Below are 17,153 nucleotides of genomic sequence, written 5' to 3'. Positions count from 1 at the left end.
GTAACGTCACCGGTCCCGGGCCGCCCGCTCCCACGCCACCGGGTTCTCGCGGTGGTTGAGGAGCTTGGGGTACGCGGCGGCGGTGCTCTCCCACTGCCGGGCGTCGGCGATGGCCTTGAGCAGCTGGATGATCTGAGCACGACAGGTGACGTGCGGCAGCTGGGCCAGCTCCCAGAGGAAGGGGACCGTGGCGGCGGTCGCCTGTTCCGTGACGAAGCCGTACTGGCAGATCCGTTTCCGCAGATCCTCCAGGGCGGCCCGGGCCGTCTCGGCGTCCCCCCAGGCGATGCCGTTGAGCAGCAGGGGGATGGCCGCCGCCGATCCCGTGGAGTCCTGGATGTCGCCCCACGGCACGCGGGACAGCGCCGTGAGGGGCGTGGTCCGTGCCACTCCGGTGGGGGACGTGTGGCGCACAGGGCGCTCGCTGCTCGGCTGCTGTGTCGAAGCGCTGCGCATGGCGTGGGTGCCTTTCCGCGGCAGTCGTGTCAGGTGGGCGGGTGGGCCGACGACCGGGCCCGCGGCGTCCTGCCCGCCGGTGGGGAGGGAGGCAGGACCCGCGTCTCGGACCGGGCGCCGACGATGCACAGCCCCCGGCCGTGCTCCTCCAGGGCGGAGCCGGCGTCGGGGACGTGGACGGGCGGGTGGTCGTCGGGGGCGGTGAGGGTGCGCGGTGGAGGCGCCGGCTCCGGACGGAGCCCGAGCCGGACGCCCGGCGCGCCCGTGCACCGCGATGCCGCGTGCGGCGCGGCTCCGGCCGACGGCCGGAGCACTGGATGCGCAGGTGAGGACACGGCATCTCCCCGATGCGACGTCAGGACGGGGCGTCAGCACGGGGGTTGACGCCGCAGCTATTATCCACGCTGACAGCGCTCGCGTGCAATTGCACGAGAAATTGCGCGGAATGGGGGACGGGGCGAGTGCGTCCGACAGGGCCCGGCCCGTCCCGGACGAACGGCCGGCCCCGTGCGCGGCGGGACATGGGAACAGCGAGGAGACTGCGGTGCCAGGAGTGCGGAACGGAGTGCGGGCCAGCCAGCTGGACGCCCGCTGGATCAAGAGCCGGCACAGCAACGCCGAGGGCAACTGCGTCGAGGTGGCCCCGCTGTCCGACGGGGCGATAGCGATGCGCAACTCCCGTGACCCCGACGGTCCCGCCCTGGTCTACACGGCCGCGGAGCTGGCGGCGTTCCTCGCCGGCGCGAAGGACGGCGAATTCGACCACCTGGTCTGAGCCCCGGCGCCGGCGCCGGGGGACCGGGCCGGCGCCGACGATGCGGAAGTGCGACTCCCCACTTCTTCACGACTTCTGCGCGCGGCTGCGGTGCGGCAGGATGAGGTGCGATAGTGTGAATCGCCCTTGTGCCGGTCTGCTGGGAGTCAGGATGTCCGCCGCGTCGCATCGCATCTCCCGTCTGGAACCCTATCTGGACAGGCCCGAGCCGGCTCCGACCCTGCTGAAGATGCTGGTCGGCGTACAGCTGGCGGGCTTCCGTGAGGACGCCGGGATGGCCCAGGACCAGGCGGCGCGCTCCGTCGGTTTCAGTGCGGCGAAGCTGTCCCGCATCGAGTCCGGCAAGGGCCGCCGCCCGCCGACCGAGAGCGACGTCCGGGCGCTGCTGGAGCTGTACCGCACCGACGACTACGAGGCCTCCGTCCTGCTCAAACTGCTGCAGCGCGCCGGGGAGCCGGGCTGGTGGCAGCGGTACGACAAGCGGCTGATGCCCGAGTGGTTCGACCGCCTGGTCGGCCTCCAGGAGGCCGCCGCCACCATCCGTACCTTCGAGATCCAGTACGTCCCCGGCCTGCTGCAGACGGCCGCGTACACCCGCGCGGTGGTCGAGCGCGGCCTGCCGAACGCCCCGGCGAGCGAGGTGCAGCGCAGGGTCGAACTGCGCATGCGCCGCGCGGAGCTGCTGTTGCGCGAGGGTGCCCCGCAGTTGTGGGCCGTCATCGACGAGTCGATTCTGCTGCGCGTCCTGGGCGGCTCCGAGGTGATGCGTGAGCAGCTCGCGCACCTGGTGCGGATGGCCGAGCGGCCCAACGTGACGGTGCAGATCGTTCCGTTGGACGTGACGAACGCCTCGGCTCCCGCCATCCCGGTGACGTACCTGCGCTTCGGCGGTCTCGATCTGCCCGACGTGGTCTACCTGGAGCACATCAGGAGCGCCAACTTCCTCGAGGACCGCGACGAGACGGAGGAGTACCGGATCGCGCTGGACCGCCTCGCGGACGAGGCCCTCGAGCCCCGCGAGTCCGTGGACCTGCTGCGCAGGACGATGCGGGACCGCTATCCCGCGCCGCGGTGAGCGTCGCCCCCGCGCCGTGGCGGGGACGCGCGGCGCCCCTCGCCGGACCCCGAAGGTTCGGCGAGGGGCGCCGACGCGTCGGGGCTACAGCGGGACCCGGCCCACGCCGCCGAACTCGATCCACTCCTGGGTGAGCTGACGGGGCGCCACCTCGGTGTCCGGACGCCAGGTGGACACCTCCACCAGGCCCGGTTCCAGGATCTCCAGGCCCTCGAAGTACGACTCGACGTCCTTCTGCCGGCGCACGCGGCCCCAGCGTCCCTGGGTCGCCCGATTCATGAAGTCGGTCACGGAGGCGCGGACCTCGGGGTCCTCGCTGACCAGCTGGCAGGTCACCATGAAGCTGCCCGGCGCCAGCCTCTCGCGCACCCGGCGGGCGAGGGCGAGCGGGCCGTCGGTGTCGCTGTCCGGGATGCAGTGGAACACCGAGTTGAACAGCACGCACACCGGCTGCGAGAAGTCGATCAGGCGCCGGGTCTCGGCGTGACCGAAGATCTCGTCGGTCTCGCGCATGTCGGCCTGGATGACCGCGGTGCGCTCGTCCTGCTCCAGCAGGGCGCGGCCGTGGACCAGCACCATCGGGTCGTTGTCGACGTACACCACGTGGGTGGTCGGGTCGATGCGCTGCGCGACCTGGTGGACGTTTTCCTGCGTGGGCAGGCCGGAGCCGTGGTCGAGGTACTGCCGTATGCCGTACTCCTGCGTGAGGATCCGGACCACCCGCTGGAGGAAGCGCCGGTTGTTCAGGGCCAGGCGGCGCGTGCTGGGCACCACCTTGTCGAGTTCCTCGACCGCGGCCCGGTCCGCCGCGTAGTTGTCCTTGCCGCCCAGGTAGTAGTCGTACATGCGTGCGGCCGTCGGCACGGTGGCGTCGATCTCGGTGGACAGCTGCTTACCCGTGTGCATCGTTCCCCCTGCGGAGTGCCGCGCCAACTGGACTGGCTGGACAGGGAGTACATCCTAGGGAGCACCGCGCGGCCGGTGCCAGCCCATCGCTGAAGGAGGGCACGGACGAACGACGCCCCGGCCGCCTCCGGTCACGTACGGGATCCGGGGGGACGCGCAGGGTGACGCCCCGGGACCCGGAGGGGGTGCTCGCGGGGCGGAGCCGTTCCCGCGCGGCTCGGAGGGGGGAAGCCTTCGCCGGCCCCTGCGCGAGCGCTTGTGTCCCGCTATCGTCGGTTTCGTCCGACTGGGCGTTCGTCGCCGACGAGGCAGCGGCCGGCCCATCCGCCCCCGGGAGGCACGCATGGACGACTACTACGACCTCGGCACCTACGGCCGGCCCGTGACGACCTCCTCCGCCGAAGCCCAACTCTGGTTCGACCGCGGGCTGATGTGGACGTACGCGTTCAACCACGAGGAGGCCGTCGCCTGCTTCGAGAGGGCGGCCGAGGCCGACCCCGACTGCGCCATGGCCCACTGGGGCATCGCCTACGCCCTCGGCCCGAACTACAACAAGCCCTGGGAGGCCTTCGACGGCGACGAACTCGTCACCACCGTCGCCCGCACGCACGGCGCGGTGGAGCGTGCGCACGAGAAGGCCGCGCACGCCGCACCCGTCGAGCGGGCCCTCGTCGGGGCCCTGCGCGCCCGCTACCCGCAGTCACGGGTCGCGGAGGACTGCTCGGTGTGGAACGAGCCCTACGCGGACCGGATGTGCGAGGTGTACGCGAGCGCCCCCGACGACCCGGACGTGGCCACGCTCTGCGCCGACGCCCTGATGAACCTCACCCCCTGGCAGCTGTGGGACCTCAGGACCGGCCGCCCGGCCGACGGCGCCCGCACCCTGGAGGCCAAGGCGGTGCTCGACGCCGCGCTCGCCACCGACGCCGGTGCCCGGCACCCCGGGATCCTGCACCTGTACATCCACCTGATGGAGATGTCCCCCACGCCGGAGGCGGCCCTCACCGTCGCCGACCGGCTGCGCGGGGCCGTCCCCGACGCCGGGCACCTGCGGCACATGCCCTCGCACCTGGAAGTGCTGTGCGGCGACTACCGCCGGGTCGTCTCGGACAACACCCTCGCCGTCGCCGCCGACGAGAAGTACCTCGAGCGCGCCGGCGCCATGAACTTCTACACGCTCTACCGCGCCCACAACCACCACTTCAGGATCTACGGAGCCATGTTCGCCGGCCAGTCGGAGGTGGCCCTGGACGCCGCCGCGCAGCTCGAAGCCGCCGTCCCCGAGGAACTGCTCCGGGTGCAGAGCCCGCCCATGGCCGACTGGCTCGAGGGGTTCCTCGCGATGCGCGTCCACGTCCTGATCCGCTTCGGCCGGTGGGACGACATCCTGGCCCTGCCGTTCCCGGCCGATCCGGAACTCCACTGCGTGACCACCGCCATGCTCCACTACGCCCGGGGCGTCGCCCTCTCCGCGACCGGCGCCACCGACCGGGCCGAGGCCGAACGGGAGGACTTCCGCACGGCCGTGGGCCGGGTCCCCGAGTCCCGGACGCTGTTCAACAACACCTGCCGCGACATCCTCGCCGTCGCGGCGGCGATGCTGGACGGCGAACTCGCCTACCGCAAGGGCGAGTACGAGGCCGCCTTCGCCGCGCTGGAGCGGTCCGTCGAACTGGACGACAACCTGCCCTACGACGAGCCCTGGGGCTGGATGCAGCCCACCCGGCACGCCCACGGCGCACTGCTGCTGGAGCAGGGCCGCGTGGCGGAGGCCGAGGCGGTCTACCGCGCGGACCTCGGCCTCGACGCCACCCTGCCCCGGCCCCTGCAGCACCCCGGGAACGTCTGGGCGTTGCACGGGTTCCACGAGTGCCTGCTGCGCACCGGCAGGACGGGGGAGGCCGCGATCGTGGCCCAACAGCTCAAGCAGGCGGCCGCGGTGGCCGACGTGCCGATCGAGTCGTCCTGCTTCTGCCGCCTGGAGACCCGTCCCGTGACCGCCGGTGACGACGACTGCCACTGCCCCTGAGCCCCGGCGGGCCCACCCGGGACCCGCCGGCCTCAGTCGGCCGCGGCTTCCGCCCGACGGCGGGGCCCCGACTCCATGACGGTCTGGAACGTCTTCATGCAGGGGAAGCAGTGCCGGTCCGTCGCATGCCGCCGGCGGGACTCCTCCTGCTTCTCCACTCCGCACAGCGTGGACCTCTTGTCAGGGGTGAGGACATGCCACACCGGTTTCCCCGAGGTGTCTGCACCGCACCACATCTCGTGCATTCCCAGCTCCCTCCGGGTAGGCATGGAGACCGCTTCCATACGAGCACGGCAGGGGCCGGGACGGCTCGTCCGGAAGGCCACTCGGGTGATGTGCGCGGCCGGGATGCCCGTCCGTCCTCCCGGCCGGATCCTGGAAGGACGACGAAGGCGCCGACCGGGGTACACCCGCCGCTCGGGTCGGGCGGACGACGGGTGACCGTGCGCGGTGAGATCGTCGGCCTCGCGAACTCCGACCGGGACGTGGTGGAGCTCCTGCGGCGGGCGGGGCTGCCGGAGGGAGAGCGGCTGCTGGACGATCCGGCCGGGTGAGGCGGACCGGCGGCCGGGCCCACGTCTACGACGCGGCGTGAGGGGCCGCGCCCGCTCGGCCGGGACGCGCTCCCGGTCGCTTCGGGGACCGCAGGACCTCCCGTGCGCGGCACGCGCGCTTCCCACGCACCCGCGGCCCCCGTCGGCGCCGACTCCGACGGGGGCCGCGCCTGTCCGTCTGCCCCCGCTTCCCCACGGCATGCGGTGCACGCCGGCCGGTGAACCGGAGGACCGACCGCCGCACGGGTTCCGGGGAGCGCCGGTCCCCGAGCCCGGACACCCCGGTCCCGGGAGCCCCGGTCCTCCCCCGGGTTCTCCGGTTCCGGGACCGCTCCAGGCAGCCGCCGCCCGACCCCGCGCCGTGCGGGCGTCGCGCCCGCGGAACCCGGACCGGCCCGTGCGGTGCGGTGCGGGAGACCGGTGAGATTGCCGGTCCGCACCGGCCCCCTCCTCTCCGACAGTGGCACCGCCAGCCCATCGGCGGCGCCCCCGGCCGGGGCACGGACACTTCCCACGCCGTACTCCCGTGCACCGGCCGGCCGGGCGGTCCGCCGCGACAGAGAGGACCACTCGTCGTGCACCAGCACCCCCACACCGGTACCGACGGACCGACCGCCCGGCCGCTCGCGGCCCGTGCCGGGCGACGCGGGACCGGCCGGCTCGCCGGACTGGCCGCGGCCGTCGCCGCCGTCGTCGGCCTCACCACCCTCAGCGGCCCCGGCGCCCATGCGGCGGACAACCCCTACGAGCGCGGTCCGGCGCCGACCGAATCCAGCATCGAGGCGCTGCGCGGCCCCTACGCGGTGTCGGACATCTCCGTCTCCTCGCTCTCGGTGACCGGCTTCGGCGGAGGCACCATCTACTACCCGACCAGCACCTCCGACGGCACCTTCGGCGCGATCGCCATCTCGCCCGGCTTCACCGCCTACGAGTCCTCCATCGCCTGGCTGGGCCCGCGCCTGGCCTCCCAGGGCTTCGTGGTCTTCACCATCGACACCAACACCACCCTCGACCAGCCCGACTCCCGCGGTGACCAGTTGCTGGCCGCGCTGGACTACCTCACCCAGCGCAGCGCGGTCCGCGGCCGCATCGACGGCAGCCGGCTCGGTGTCATGGGCCACTCCATGGGCGGCGGCGGCAGCCTCGAGGCCGCCAAGGACCGGCCCTCGCTCCAGGCCGCGATCCCGCTGACGCCCTGGAACCTCGACAAGAGCTGGCCCGAGGTCAGGACCCCCACCCTGATCTTCGGGGCCGACGGCGACACGATCGCCCCGGTCTCCAGCCACGCCGAGCCCCTGTACTCGGGCCTGCCGTCCTCCCTGGACCGCGCCTACCTGGAACTGAACGGCGCCACCCACTTCACGCCCAACTCGTCGAACACGACGATCGCGAAGTACAGCATCGCGTGGCTGAAGCGGTTCATCGACAACGACACCCGCTACGAGCAGTTCCTGTGCCCGCTGCCGCGACCGGGCCTGACGATCGAGGAGTCCCGGGGCAACTGCCCGCACGGCTCCTGACGTCCGGCCGACCCCGGCCGGACCCGGCCGGCCGACGACCCGGTGGCGGCCCGCACACGGTGCGGGCCGCCACCGGCGTTGTGCGCGTGCACCGCCGCGGACCGTCCGCCCTGGGCCGCGGCACACTCCCTCCTCCGACGAGCCGTGAGAAACCGCTGACGACGCGGCGGATGCGCGGTCCCGATGACGCGGACGTACACCTTCCACCGTTCCTTACGCGTGAGTAAGGTCGTGGGAATGACCGGACAGACGAACCCGGGATCCGCCCCGCACCGGTACCGCCCGGGACCGGCGCGGCACGCGATCGCCGAGCTGCTGGACGGGCTGCGCGCCGACGGCGGCGTCCGCGTCGTGACCGGTGAACCCGGCTGCGGCCGCACGGCCTTCCTCGAGTTCGCCGCCCGCTCCTTCCGCGCCGGGCCGGTGTGGCACGTCCGCGCCGACCCGGACCGGACCGGGCGGCCCCACCACGGCCTGCGCACCCTGCTGCGCGCCGCCGGCCGTCCCGTGCCCGTCCCCGGGGACGGGACGGCGGGAGAGGCGCTGCTCGACGTCCTGCGCGCGGCGGCCGCCGCGTCCCCCCTCCTGGTGTGCGTGGACGACGTGCACCTGTGGGACGCCGCGTCGCGCGCCGCGCTGGGGCACGCGGCCGCACGGGTGCGAGCGGCGGGCGACCGGGTGGGACTGCTCCTCGCCGTGCCCGGGCACCGGCCCGTCGACCGGGAGACGGCGGGGCTGCCCGTGTGGCGCATCGCCCCGCTCGCACCCGGGGACGCGGCGGGCCTGGTCGACGACGTGACGGACGGCACCGTCGACCCGGTCGTGCGCGAGGAACTGGTGACGGAGGCGGAGGGCAACCCAGCGCTGCTGCTGGCGCTGGTCCGCCGGCTGTCGCCCGCCCAGCTCCGCGGCCGTCACGCGCTGCCCCGGCCGTTGGCCGACGCGGAGACCCTGACCGCGGTCGTCGGCGGGGGCCTGGCCGGCGTACCGCCGGACCAGGCCGACCTGCTCCTGACGACGGCTGCCGCCATGCGGGCGACCGGGGAACCGGACGCCGCCGCGGACCTCGTGCGAAGAGCGGCCGGGAACGCCGCGGGGCCGCTGCCCGAGACGCTCGCCCCGGCCGACGGCCGGCTGCGCTTCCGCAGCGCGCTGCTCGGCAGGGTGGTGTACGCCGGTGCTTCGCCCGAGCGGCGCCGGGCCGTGCACCACGCACTGGCGGAGTGCCAGCCGGACCCGCACGGTGTCCCGGCGCTGCTGCACCGCTCGTGGACGGTCACGGGCCCCGCTCCCGACCTCGCGGCCGAACTCGCGGCAGCGGCGGCCGACCCGGCGTCCGCGCTGCCGCCCGGCCTGCGCCGCGAGGCGTACACGCGCGCCGCCGAGCTGACGCCGGACGACGCCGGGCGCGCCCTGCGGTACACGGCCGCCGCGCGGCAGGCCCTCCTCGCCGGGCACCCGCCCGAGGCCCTGCGGCTGCTCGACGCCGCCCGGAGCCGTCCGGCACCCGCGTCGGTGCGCGGCGGCGCGGAACTCCTGCGCGGCGCGGTGCTGCTGGCCGACGGCCCGGTGGACGACGCACGCGAGTCCTTCCTGCTCGCCGCCGGCCTGCTGGCGGACCACCGCCGCGAGGAGGCCGACACGGCGGGCCTGGGCGCGGCGGACGCGGCGTGGGCCGCGGGGGACAGGGCGGCCTGCCTCCAGGCCCTCGCCCCCGACGGCCGCCCTCCGCACGAGTCCGCCCGCTCCGCCCTGCTCCGCGACCACCGTGACGGAATGCGCGCCGTGCTCCTGGGGCGTTTCGACCTGGCCGCCGCCCCGCTGCGGCGCGTGGTCGAGCGGGGGCTGTCCGCCGACGAGCCCGAACGGCTGCTGGGTTCCGCCGCCGCGGCGCTCATGCTCGGCGAGGTGACCGCCGCCCGCAGAGCCGGCGCGCGGGCCCTGGCGGCCGCCCGGACCCACGGATCCGCCGCCCTCGAACCGAGGGCGCTGGAGTACCTGGCCTACGCCGAACTGAGGGCCGGCCGCCACCAGCTCGCGCGCACCCACGCCGAGGAGGGGCTGAGCACCGCGCGGCGGACCGGGCAGCGGAACACGGCCGCCCACCACCACGCGGTCCTGGCCCTCGCGGCGTCGATCGAGGGGGAGAAGGAACTCGTCGCCGAGCATGCGGCGGCGGCCCTGTGCACGGCCCGGCGGCACGGACTGGCCCAGGCCGCCACGCTCGCGCAGTGGGCCCTGGCCCGTGCCGACCTGGGCGCGGGCCGCCCCCGGGAGGCCGCCGACCGGCTCGGACCGCTGGTGCGGCCCGGTGCGCGGCGCGGCCACTTCGCGGTGTGGATGCTCGCCGTCCCCTGCTTCGTGGAGGCCGCCGCACTCGTCGGCCGGCCCGAGCAGGCCCGGACGGTGGTCGAGGACTTCGCGCTGTGGGCCGCGTGCGGGGCGGACCCGCAGGCCCCCGCCCAACTCCTGCGCTGCCGTGCCCTGCTGGCCGCGCCGGAGGCCGCCGACGAGCTGTACCTGCGCGCCCTGGACCGCCATGAGGGGACTGCCGGCGAGTTCGAGCGGGCACGCACCGAACTGCTCTACGGCAAGTGGCTGCGGCGCCGGCGCCGGCTGGGCGAGGCGCGTGTGCGGCTCGGGGAGGCGCTGATGGGCTTCGAACGCTGCGGCGCGCACCCGTGGGGACAGCAGGCGACGGCGGAACTGCGGGCCAACGGCGCCGCGTCGGGCGGGGCCGGGGCCGCACGGCCGTCCCGGCACGGTCCGGGGGAGCTGTCCCGGCTGACCCCGCAGCAACTGCGCATCGCACGGTGTGTCGCCGAGGGCGCCACCAACCGGGAGGTGGCCCTGAGCCTGTCCGTCAGCACCCGCACGGTCGACTACCACCTGCGGAACGTCTTCGCCACGCTCGGCGTCCGCTCCCGGGTGGAGCTGGCCCGACTGGTCGAGCAGGCGGAAAAGACCGGTGCACAACTCTAGGGACCGACCGGACGGTATGCCATCCTTCGGGGCAGGACGAGTCAGGTGGCGGGCGGCCCACGGGCTCCTCGGCCGGCCGGGCGCCGGTACGGGGAACCGTCCCGCGGGCGCCGCCGGGAAGCCGACCCTGGGGGAGATGAGCGATGCAACACGCCGTACGGCCACGTACCCTGCTCCGCCCCGGGCCCGTGCCCGCTCCGCGGCCGCGGACGCGGCGCGTGCGGTCGCTGATCGACGCCGACGCGCTGCGCGTGCTGCACCGGGCCGCCCGGGTGCTGCTGGACGACCTGCCCCAGCTCACCGACCGCCTGGTCGCCGTCCTGCAGGAGCAGGAGCCCGTCTACCGGGCCGCCGTCGAGGAGGACCCCACCGCGACCTGGCAGGAGGTGCACCGCTCGCTGCGGCACAGCATCTCGTCCCTGCTCGATCCGCGGGGCGCCCGGGACGCGGCGCGCCGCTGCTCCTGGAAGATCGGCGCCACCCGCGCCGAGCAGGGGATGCCGCTGGACGCGCTGCTGCACGCCTTCCGGCTGGGCGGCTCGCTGGTGTGGCAGGGCCTGGTCGACGAGACGTCACGGACGGCGCCCGAGGACGTGCGGCTGCTGGTGCACGTGGCGTCCGACGTGTGGGACTTCGTCGACGAGCACTGCACCCTCGTGGCGGACGCCTACCGGCAGACCGAGCGGCAGCTGGCCTGGCGGCGGGAGAACAGGGTGCGCCTGCTCGCCGCGGCCCTGCTGGACGGCACGAGCCGCATCGCCGACCTGCCCGAAGCCGCGCAGGCGCTGGACCTGCCGGAGCAGGGGCGGTACGTGGTCGTCGCGGTCGGCGGCGGCCGGCCCACCGGTTGTCCGGGTGCCCAGGCGGTCCTCGGTCCCGGTGTGCGCGTGCACTGGCACACGGGAGTGGAAGCGGACTACGGCATCGTCCTGGCCGAGGACGGTGAGGAGGTGGTCGTGCCGGAGGAACAGCCCCCCGGGGTACGGGTGGGCATCAGCGGCGAGGTGGAGGGGCTGGCCGCCGTCGGTGAGGCCCGCCGGCTGGCGGACACCGCGCTCGGCCTGTCCCCGGAGACGGGTGGCACGGTCCGGCTCACCGACCACCTGCCCGCAGCGCTGGTGGTGTCGAGCCCCGAACTCGGTGCCGCCCTCGTCGACCGGCTGCTCGGTCCGCTGGAGCACCTCGAACCCGCCGACGCGGAGGTCCTGCTGGACACCCTGGCCACCTGGCTGGCCTGCGACGGTTCCGCCCAGCGGGCGAGCCGCCGCCTGTACTGCCACCGCAACACCGTCCTCAACCGCCTGCGCCGCTACGAGCAGTTGTCGGGCCGCTCCCTCTCCCGCCCGTCCGACCTGGTCGAGGTCAGCCTCGCCCTGACGGCCCGCAGTCTCCTCTCCCGCTGACGAACCGCACCGCCCCTCGGCCGGGGCGTGCCCGGACGCGGGCGGGAACGCCCCACGGGGGTCTCCCGGGCGGGACGGACGGGGGTGCGCGGGGCGGACCCGGGGCGCGTGCCGCCGTTCGCACGGTGTCCGACGGGCCGCACGGCACTCCCGGGACCGACCACCCGGGCACGGGCGGCCGGCCGCGCCGACCGTACCGGCTGTGCCGACCGTGCCGATCGCACCGGCCGCACCGGTCACACCGGCCGTGCCGCCCGCTCAGCCGATCCACCCGGCCCGGGGGAGGGCCGGACCGGGTCGGGGCGGAGCCGGCCGGTGGGCCGCCGCCGGTCCCGCCGCCCGGATGGGCACCCGCACAACCCCCGTCCGCCCCCGTTGGTACGCCGCAGCGAGCGGGCCAGGAAGCCTGTACCGCCCGCCCGTGCCCGTGCTGTCGTGAGCTCGCCTTTCCCCGAATCCCCCGAAGCCGTCGCCGCCCCCGGGCGGTACGGCCCCGAGGAGCCGCGATGCCCGAAGCACCACCGGACGCGCTGCCCGCACTGCACGTCGAGAACGTCGACGTGACGTACGGACGCGCCGTGTCCGCCCTCCGTTCCGTGTCCCTGACCGTGCCGCACGGCACCGTCGTCGCCCTGCTCGGCGCCAACGGCGCCGGCAAGACGACCCTGCTGCGGGCCGTGTCCGGCACGCTGCGCCTGCACCGCGGCGCGATCGCGGCCGGCCGCATCCGCTACGGCGAGACGGAGCTCGACGGCAAGGACCCCGTCGCGGCGGTCCGCGCCGGAGTCGTCCAGGTCCCCGAGGGCCGTCGGGTGTTCGCCGGACTCTCGGTCGACGAGAACCTGCGCTCCGGCGGACTCGGGCTCGGCCGGCGCGGACGCGCCCAGGTCCAGGAGGCGCGGGACCGCGTCTTCACGCTCTTCCCGCGGCTCGCCGAACGCACCCACCAGGCCGCCGGACTGCTGTCCGGGGGCGAGCAGCAGATGCTCGCCATCGGCCGCGCCCTGATGGCGGCCCCGCGCCTGCTGCTCCTCGACGAGCCCTCCCTGGGCCTCGCCCCGCAGATGGTGCACCGCATCGCCGAGGTGATCCGCGAGATCAACGCCCAGGGCACCGCCGTCCTCCTGGTCGAGCAGAACGCCGGCATGGCGCTCTCCCTCGCCGACCACGCCCACGTGCTGGAGGTCGGCGAGACCCGTCTGTCCGGCCCCGCCGACGAACTCGCCCGCACCGACGCCGTACGCCGCCTCTACCTGGGCGAGTCGGCCGAGGACCGGGGGGCCGCGTGAACGACCGCACCCCCGTCGCACCGCCCGCGCTCGACGTACGGGACGTCACCGTGCGCTTCGCCGGCCTCACCGCCCTCGACGGCGTCTCCTTCACCGCCGCCCCCGGCTCGCTGCACGCGCTGATCGGACCCAACGGCGCCGGCAAGTCGACCTGCTTCAACGTGCTGTCCGGCCTGTGCCGCCCGGACGCCGGCACGGTGACGCTCGGCGACACCGAGCTGACCCGGCTCGCCCCGCACCGCATCGCCGCGCTCGGCGTGGCCCGCACCTTCCAGAACATCGTCACCACCCAGGGCACGGTCGCCGACAACCTGATGCTCGGCCGCCACGCGAAGTCCCGCGCCGGCTACGCCGCCAGCGCGCTGCGCCTGCCGAGCGCCGTGCGCGAACAGCGCGCGCACCTCGCCCGCGCCCGTGAGATCGCCGAACTCACCGGCCTCGGCCACCACTTCGACAGCCCCGTCGGACTGCTCTCCTACGGCGACCGCAAACGGGTGGAACTCGCCCGCGCCCTCTGCCTGGAGCCGCGCGTGCTGCTCCTCGACGAACCGGTCGCCGGCATGAACGCAGCGGAACGCGCCCGCACCGCCGACGTCGTACGCGAGCTGCGCGCCGAACTCGGCCTGACCATCGTGCTCGTGGAGCACGACATGGGCCTGGTCATGCGCCTCGCCGACGACGTCACCGTCCTCGACTTCGGCCGGACCATCGCCCACGGCACACCCGACGAGGTCCGCCAGGACCCCGAGGTGCTGCGCGCCTACCTCGGCACCGGAACACAGGAGGAGGAGGCGGCGTGACCGGCTTCCTGGACAACGTCCTCAACGGCCTCGCGCTCGGCGCGGTCTACGCACTGGTCGCCCTCGGCTTCGTCGTCATGTTCAAGGCCTCCGGCGTCCTCAACTTCGCCCACGGCTCCCTGCTCCTGTTCGGCGGCTACCTGATCGCGGTCCTGCACGACGACCTCGGCTTCGCCGGCGCCCTGGCGCTGGCCGTCCTGGCCACGGCCGCGCTCGCGGGCGCCCTCGACCGCTTCCTGCTGCAACGAGGAGGGCTGGACGAGCAGTCCGCCCACATCCAGACCATCGTCACCATCGGCATCGACATCCTGCTCTTCACCGACCTGGCCCGGCGCATCGGCGGCGACCTGCTGCCGCTGGGCGACCCGTGGGGCGACGCGGTGACCGAGCTGGGGCCGGTGACCGTCGCCGACAGCAGGCTCGCCGCGATCGTGGTGTCCACCGTGGTCATCGGCACGGTGTTCGCGCTGTTCCGGTTCACCTCCTGGGGACTGTCCCTGCGGGCTGCCGCCGAGGACCTGGAGGCGGCGGCCCTCATGGGCGTGCGCCTCGGCCGGGTGCGCGCGGGCGGCTGGGCCCTGGCCGGTGCGCTCGCCGCGCTGGCGGCGGTGTTCCTCGCCTCGTTCCCGGCGCCGGGCCTGGAGCGCACCACCGGACAGATCGCGCTGCACGCCTTCCCGGCGGCGATCCTCGGCGGACTGGCCTCCCCGGTCGGCGCCCTCGCGGGCAGTCTGCTCATCGGCCTGACCGAGGCGCTCGTCGTCGGCTACCAGTCCGAACTGCACGTACTCGGCGAGGGCTTCGGCGACGTCGCCCCGTACGCCGTGATGCTGCTGGTGCTCCTGGTACGGCCCACCGGGCTGTTCGGCGGGAAGGGAGCGGCCCGTGTCTGACCGTCTCCCCGGCGCCCTGACGCGCCGCCCCGCGAGGATCCTCCTGCTCGCCGTCGCCCTGTGCCTGCCGCCCTTCTACCTGGACGCCTTCTGGCTGCGGATCGGCCTGTTCTCCATGGCCGCGGCCATCGGCGCCGTCGGGCTGTCCCTGCTCAGCGGCACCGCGGGACAACTCTCCCTCGGCCACGCCTTCTTCCTCGCCGTCGGCGCCTACGGCTACGCCTACCTCGCCGGCGAGCCCGGCCCCGGACTGCCCCCGGTCATCGCCGCCGTCCTCGCCGTGCTGCTCGCCGGAGCGGCGGGCGGGCTGTTCAGCCCCGTCGCCGGCCGGGTGAAGGGCATCTACCTGGGCATCGCCACCCTCGCGCTGGTCTTCCTCGGCCACCACGTGCTGCTGACCGCGGACTCCGTCACCGGCGGCTTCAACGGCCGCTCCGTGCCCCCGCTGGAGCTCGGCGGGTTCGCCTTCGCGGCCTCCGACCCCGAACTCGTCGTGCTCGGCGTCCCGTTCGGCGCCGAGGAACGGCTGTGGTTCCTGGGCCTGGCCCTGTTCGCGTTCACCTGGTTCACCGCCGGCGGCCTGCTGCGCGGACGCCCGGGCCGCGCGCTGGCCGCCCTGCGCGACAGCGAGACCGCGGCCGCGGTGATGGGCGTCGACGTCGCCCGCCACCGCTCGGCGGCCTTCGTGGTGTCCTCCATGTACGCGGGCCTGGCGGGAGTGCTCCTCGCGCTCGCCTTCCGCCGGGTCGTCCCCGACTACTTCTCGCTCGCCCTGTCCATCGACTACCTCGCCATGATCGTCATCGGCGGCCTCGGCTCGGTCGCCGGAGCCACCGCCGGCGCCGTCTTCGTCACCGCGCTGCCGCTGCTGATGACCCGCTACGCCGACCAGCTCCCGCTGGTGGCCGCCCCCGGTTCCACCGAGGGCGCCGTGGGCCCCACCGAGGCCGCCCGCTACCTCTACGGCGCCGCGATCGTCCTCGTCCTGCTGTACGCGCCCGACGGCCTGCACGGCCTGGCCCGCCGGGTCCGCGAACACCTGCGGCGCCGCCGCCCCCGTACCCCTGCCACGGACCCCGTCCCCCCGCCCCCGCAACCGGCCGCAGCCGCACGACCCAAGGAGCACACCCCGTGAACACCACGCCCCACAGGCACCGCAACCGGCGCCGCACCACCGGGTCCGTCCTCGCCGGCGCCCTCGCCCTGCTGCTCGCGGTCTCCGGATGCAGCTCCAAGGCCGAGGGCGGCGACGAGAACGGCGACGCCGCCGACGGCGTGCGCACCGGCCCCGGCGTCAGCGCCGAGACCATCAAGCTGGGTGCCCTCACCGACCTCACCGGCCCCTACGCGACCCTCGGCAAGTCCATCGTGCAGGCCCAGCAGATGTGGGCCGACGAGACCAACGCCAAGGGGGGCATCTGCGACCGCAAGGTCGAGATCGTCGTCAAGGACCACGGCTACGACGTGCAGAAGGCGGTCACCGCCTACGCCGACATCTCCCCGGACGTCGTCGCCCTGCCGCAGGTCATCGGCTCCCCGGTGGTCGCGGCCCTGCTCGACGACATCGAACGCGACGGGGTGCTCACCTTCCCGCAGGCCTGGGCCGCGTCCCTGCTCGGCAAGGACGCCATCCAGGTGCTGGGGACCACGTACGACGTCGACATGATCGCCGGGGTCGACTTCCTCACCCGTACCAAGGGACTGGAGAAGGGCGACACGATCGGCCACGTCTACTTCGAGGGCGACTACGGCGCCAACGCGCTGGAGGGGTCCACCTGGGCGGCGGAGAAGGCCGGCCTGAAGGTGGTCGGCCAGAAGATCAAGGCGACGGACACCGACCTGTCCGCGCAGGTCTCGGCCCTGCGCAAGGAGGGCGTGAAGGCCGTCCTGATCAGCGCCGGTCCCGCGCAGACGGCCTCCCTGGTCGGCGTCGCGGCCTCCCGCGGCCTGCGCGTCCCGGTCGTCAGCAGCGCACCCGGCTTCGCGCCCCAGCTGATGAAGACCCCCGCCGCGCCGGCCCTGGCGGCCATGCTGAACGTGGTGAGCGCCGCGCCCGCGGTCAGCTCCGACCTGCCCGGCGTCAAGGCCATGGTGGCGGCGTACCGGAAGAAGTACCCGGACTCGCCGGTCGACTCCGGGGTGCTGTCCGGGTACAACGCCGCGCAGCTCATGGGCGCCGACCTGAAGAAGGCCTGCGAGGCGGGCGGCCTCACCCGTGAGGACGTCGTCAAGGCGCACCGCTCCCAGAAGAACGCCGACACCGGTCTCGGCACCGCGCAGGACTTCTCCGACGTCGACCGTCCGGCGAGCGTCGAGACGTATGTGCTCAAGCCCGACGCGAAGGCGGTCGGCGGCGTGGTGAACGCGGAGGAGGCGCGCACGGCCCCGGGTGTCGAGGAGTACCTGTCCTCGCGTTAGGCGCGCGGCACGACCGGACGGCCCCGGCGGACCCCGAGAGGGGGACGCCGGGG

General features: G+C 74.6%; 13 protein-coding genes and 1 pseudogene. 11 read left to right on the top strand and 3 right to left on the bottom strand.

The features are described 5' to 3' along the window. Positions 1-15: 15 nt before the first annotated feature. Positions 16-456: pseudogene (locus FHS37_RS26700) on the bottom strand (hypothetical protein); the annotation flags it as partial. Between the two features lie 544 nt (positions 457-1,000). Here FHS37_RS26700 and FHS37_RS26695 point away from each other — a divergent pair. Both FHS37_RS26695 and FHS37_RS26690 read left to right on the top strand, forming a co-directional pair. Continuing rightward, positions 1,001-1,231, top strand: a complete 231-nt coding sequence (locus FHS37_RS26695) for a DUF397 domain-containing protein (RefSeq protein ID WP_184825718.1) — start codon at positions 1,001-1,003, stop codon at positions 1,229-1,231. A 151-nt stretch (positions 1,232-1,382) separates the two neighbouring features. Continuing rightward, positions 1,383-2,306, top strand: a complete 924-nt coding sequence (locus FHS37_RS26690) for a helix-turn-helix domain-containing protein (protein ID WP_184825716.1) — start codon at positions 1,383-1,385, stop codon at positions 2,304-2,306. An 84-nt stretch (positions 2,307-2,390) separates the two neighbouring features. On the opposite strand, the gene FHS37_RS26685 is transcribed toward FHS37_RS26690, so the two are convergent. Further along, the gene (locus FHS37_RS26685; protein ID WP_184825714.1) at positions 2,391-3,212 is read right to left on the bottom strand and encodes an SAM-dependent methyltransferase; all 822 of its coding nucleotides are present in this window, start codon (positions 3,210-3,212) and stop codon (positions 2,391-2,393) included. A 343-nt stretch (positions 3,213-3,555) separates the two neighbouring features. Between FHS37_RS26685 and FHS37_RS26680 the strand changes: the two genes are divergently transcribed. Then, positions 3,556-5,241: a tetratricopeptide repeat protein gene (locus FHS37_RS26680; protein ID WP_184825712.1), complete on the top strand. Its 1,686-nt coding sequence runs from the start codon at positions 3,556-3,558 to the stop codon at positions 5,239-5,241. Positions 5,242-5,273: 32 nt separating this feature from the next. On the opposite strand, the gene FHS37_RS26675 is transcribed toward FHS37_RS26680, so the two are convergent. Further along, a complete protein-coding gene (locus FHS37_RS26675; protein ID WP_229889894.1) occupies positions 5,274-5,486 on the bottom strand; it encodes a hypothetical protein in 213 nt (70 codons plus the stop codon). 884 nt (positions 5,487-6,370) lie between these two features. On the opposite strand from FHS37_RS26675, the gene bdeA reads away from it, so the two are divergent. The 8 genes from bdeA (at position 6,371) to FHS37_RS26635 (ending at position 17,100) form a co-directional block, all read left to right on the top strand. Continuing rightward, positions 6,371-7,315 (top strand): bis(hydroxyethyl) terephthalate hydrolase, encoded by a 945-nt coding sequence (gene bdeA, locus FHS37_RS26670; protein WP_184825708.1) that lies wholly within the window; start codon positions 6,371-6,373, stop codon positions 7,313-7,315. 237 nt (positions 7,316-7,552) lie between these two features. Continuing rightward, on the top strand, positions 7,553-10,297 hold the full coding sequence (locus tag FHS37_RS26665; protein ID WP_184825706.1) for a LuxR family transcriptional regulator: 2,745 nt from the start codon (positions 7,553-7,555) through the stop codon (positions 10,295-10,297). Between the two features lie 143 nt (positions 10,298-10,440). Continuing rightward, positions 10,441-11,700 carry an RsbRD N-terminal domain-containing protein gene (locus tag FHS37_RS26660; protein ID WP_184825704.1) on the top strand — a complete coding sequence of 420 codons (1,260 nt, stop codon included), beginning with the start codon at positions 10,441-10,443 and terminating at the stop codon, positions 11,698-11,700. A 506-nt stretch (positions 11,701-12,206) separates the two neighbouring features. Continuing rightward, the gene (locus FHS37_RS26655) at positions 12,207-12,989 is read left to right on the top strand and encodes an ABC transporter ATP-binding protein (RefSeq protein WP_184825702.1); all 783 of its coding nucleotides are present in this window, start codon (positions 12,207-12,209) and stop codon (positions 12,987-12,989) included. Continuing rightward, the gene (locus FHS37_RS26650) at positions 12,986-13,789 is read left to right on the top strand and encodes an ABC transporter ATP-binding protein (RefSeq protein ID WP_184825700.1); all 804 of its coding nucleotides are present in this window, start codon (positions 12,986-12,988) and stop codon (positions 13,787-13,789) included. The genes FHS37_RS26655 and FHS37_RS26650 overlap by 4 nt, the downstream gene beginning before the upstream one ends. Continuing rightward, on the top strand, positions 13,786-14,682 hold the full coding sequence (locus FHS37_RS26645) for a branched-chain amino acid ABC transporter permease (protein WP_184825698.1): 897 nt from the start codon (positions 13,786-13,788) through the stop codon (positions 14,680-14,682). Before FHS37_RS26650 ends, FHS37_RS26645 begins: the two co-directional genes overlap by 4 nt. Continuing rightward, positions 14,675-15,817 carry a branched-chain amino acid ABC transporter permease gene (locus FHS37_RS26640; RefSeq protein WP_184825696.1) on the top strand — a complete coding sequence of 381 codons (1,143 nt, stop codon included), beginning with the start codon at positions 14,675-14,677 and terminating at the stop codon, positions 15,815-15,817. Before FHS37_RS26645 ends, FHS37_RS26640 begins: the two co-directional genes overlap by 8 nt. Beyond that, the gene (locus tag FHS37_RS26635; protein WP_184825695.1) at positions 15,814-17,100 is read left to right on the top strand and encodes an ABC transporter substrate-binding protein; all 1,287 of its coding nucleotides are present in this window, start codon (positions 15,814-15,816) and stop codon (positions 17,098-17,100) included. Before FHS37_RS26640 ends, FHS37_RS26635 begins: the two co-directional genes overlap by 4 nt. The last annotated feature ends 53 nt before the right edge of the window (positions 17,101-17,153 follow it).

Origin of the sequence: Streptomyces griseomycini (genome assembly GCF_014203535.1) — a bacterium.
GTDB lineage: Bacteria > Actinomycetota > Actinomycetes > Streptomycetales > Streptomycetaceae > Streptomyces > Streptomyces griseomycini.
The sequence above is the reverse complement of the archived record's forward strand: the minus strand, read 5'-3'. Positions and strand labels throughout refer to the sequence as shown.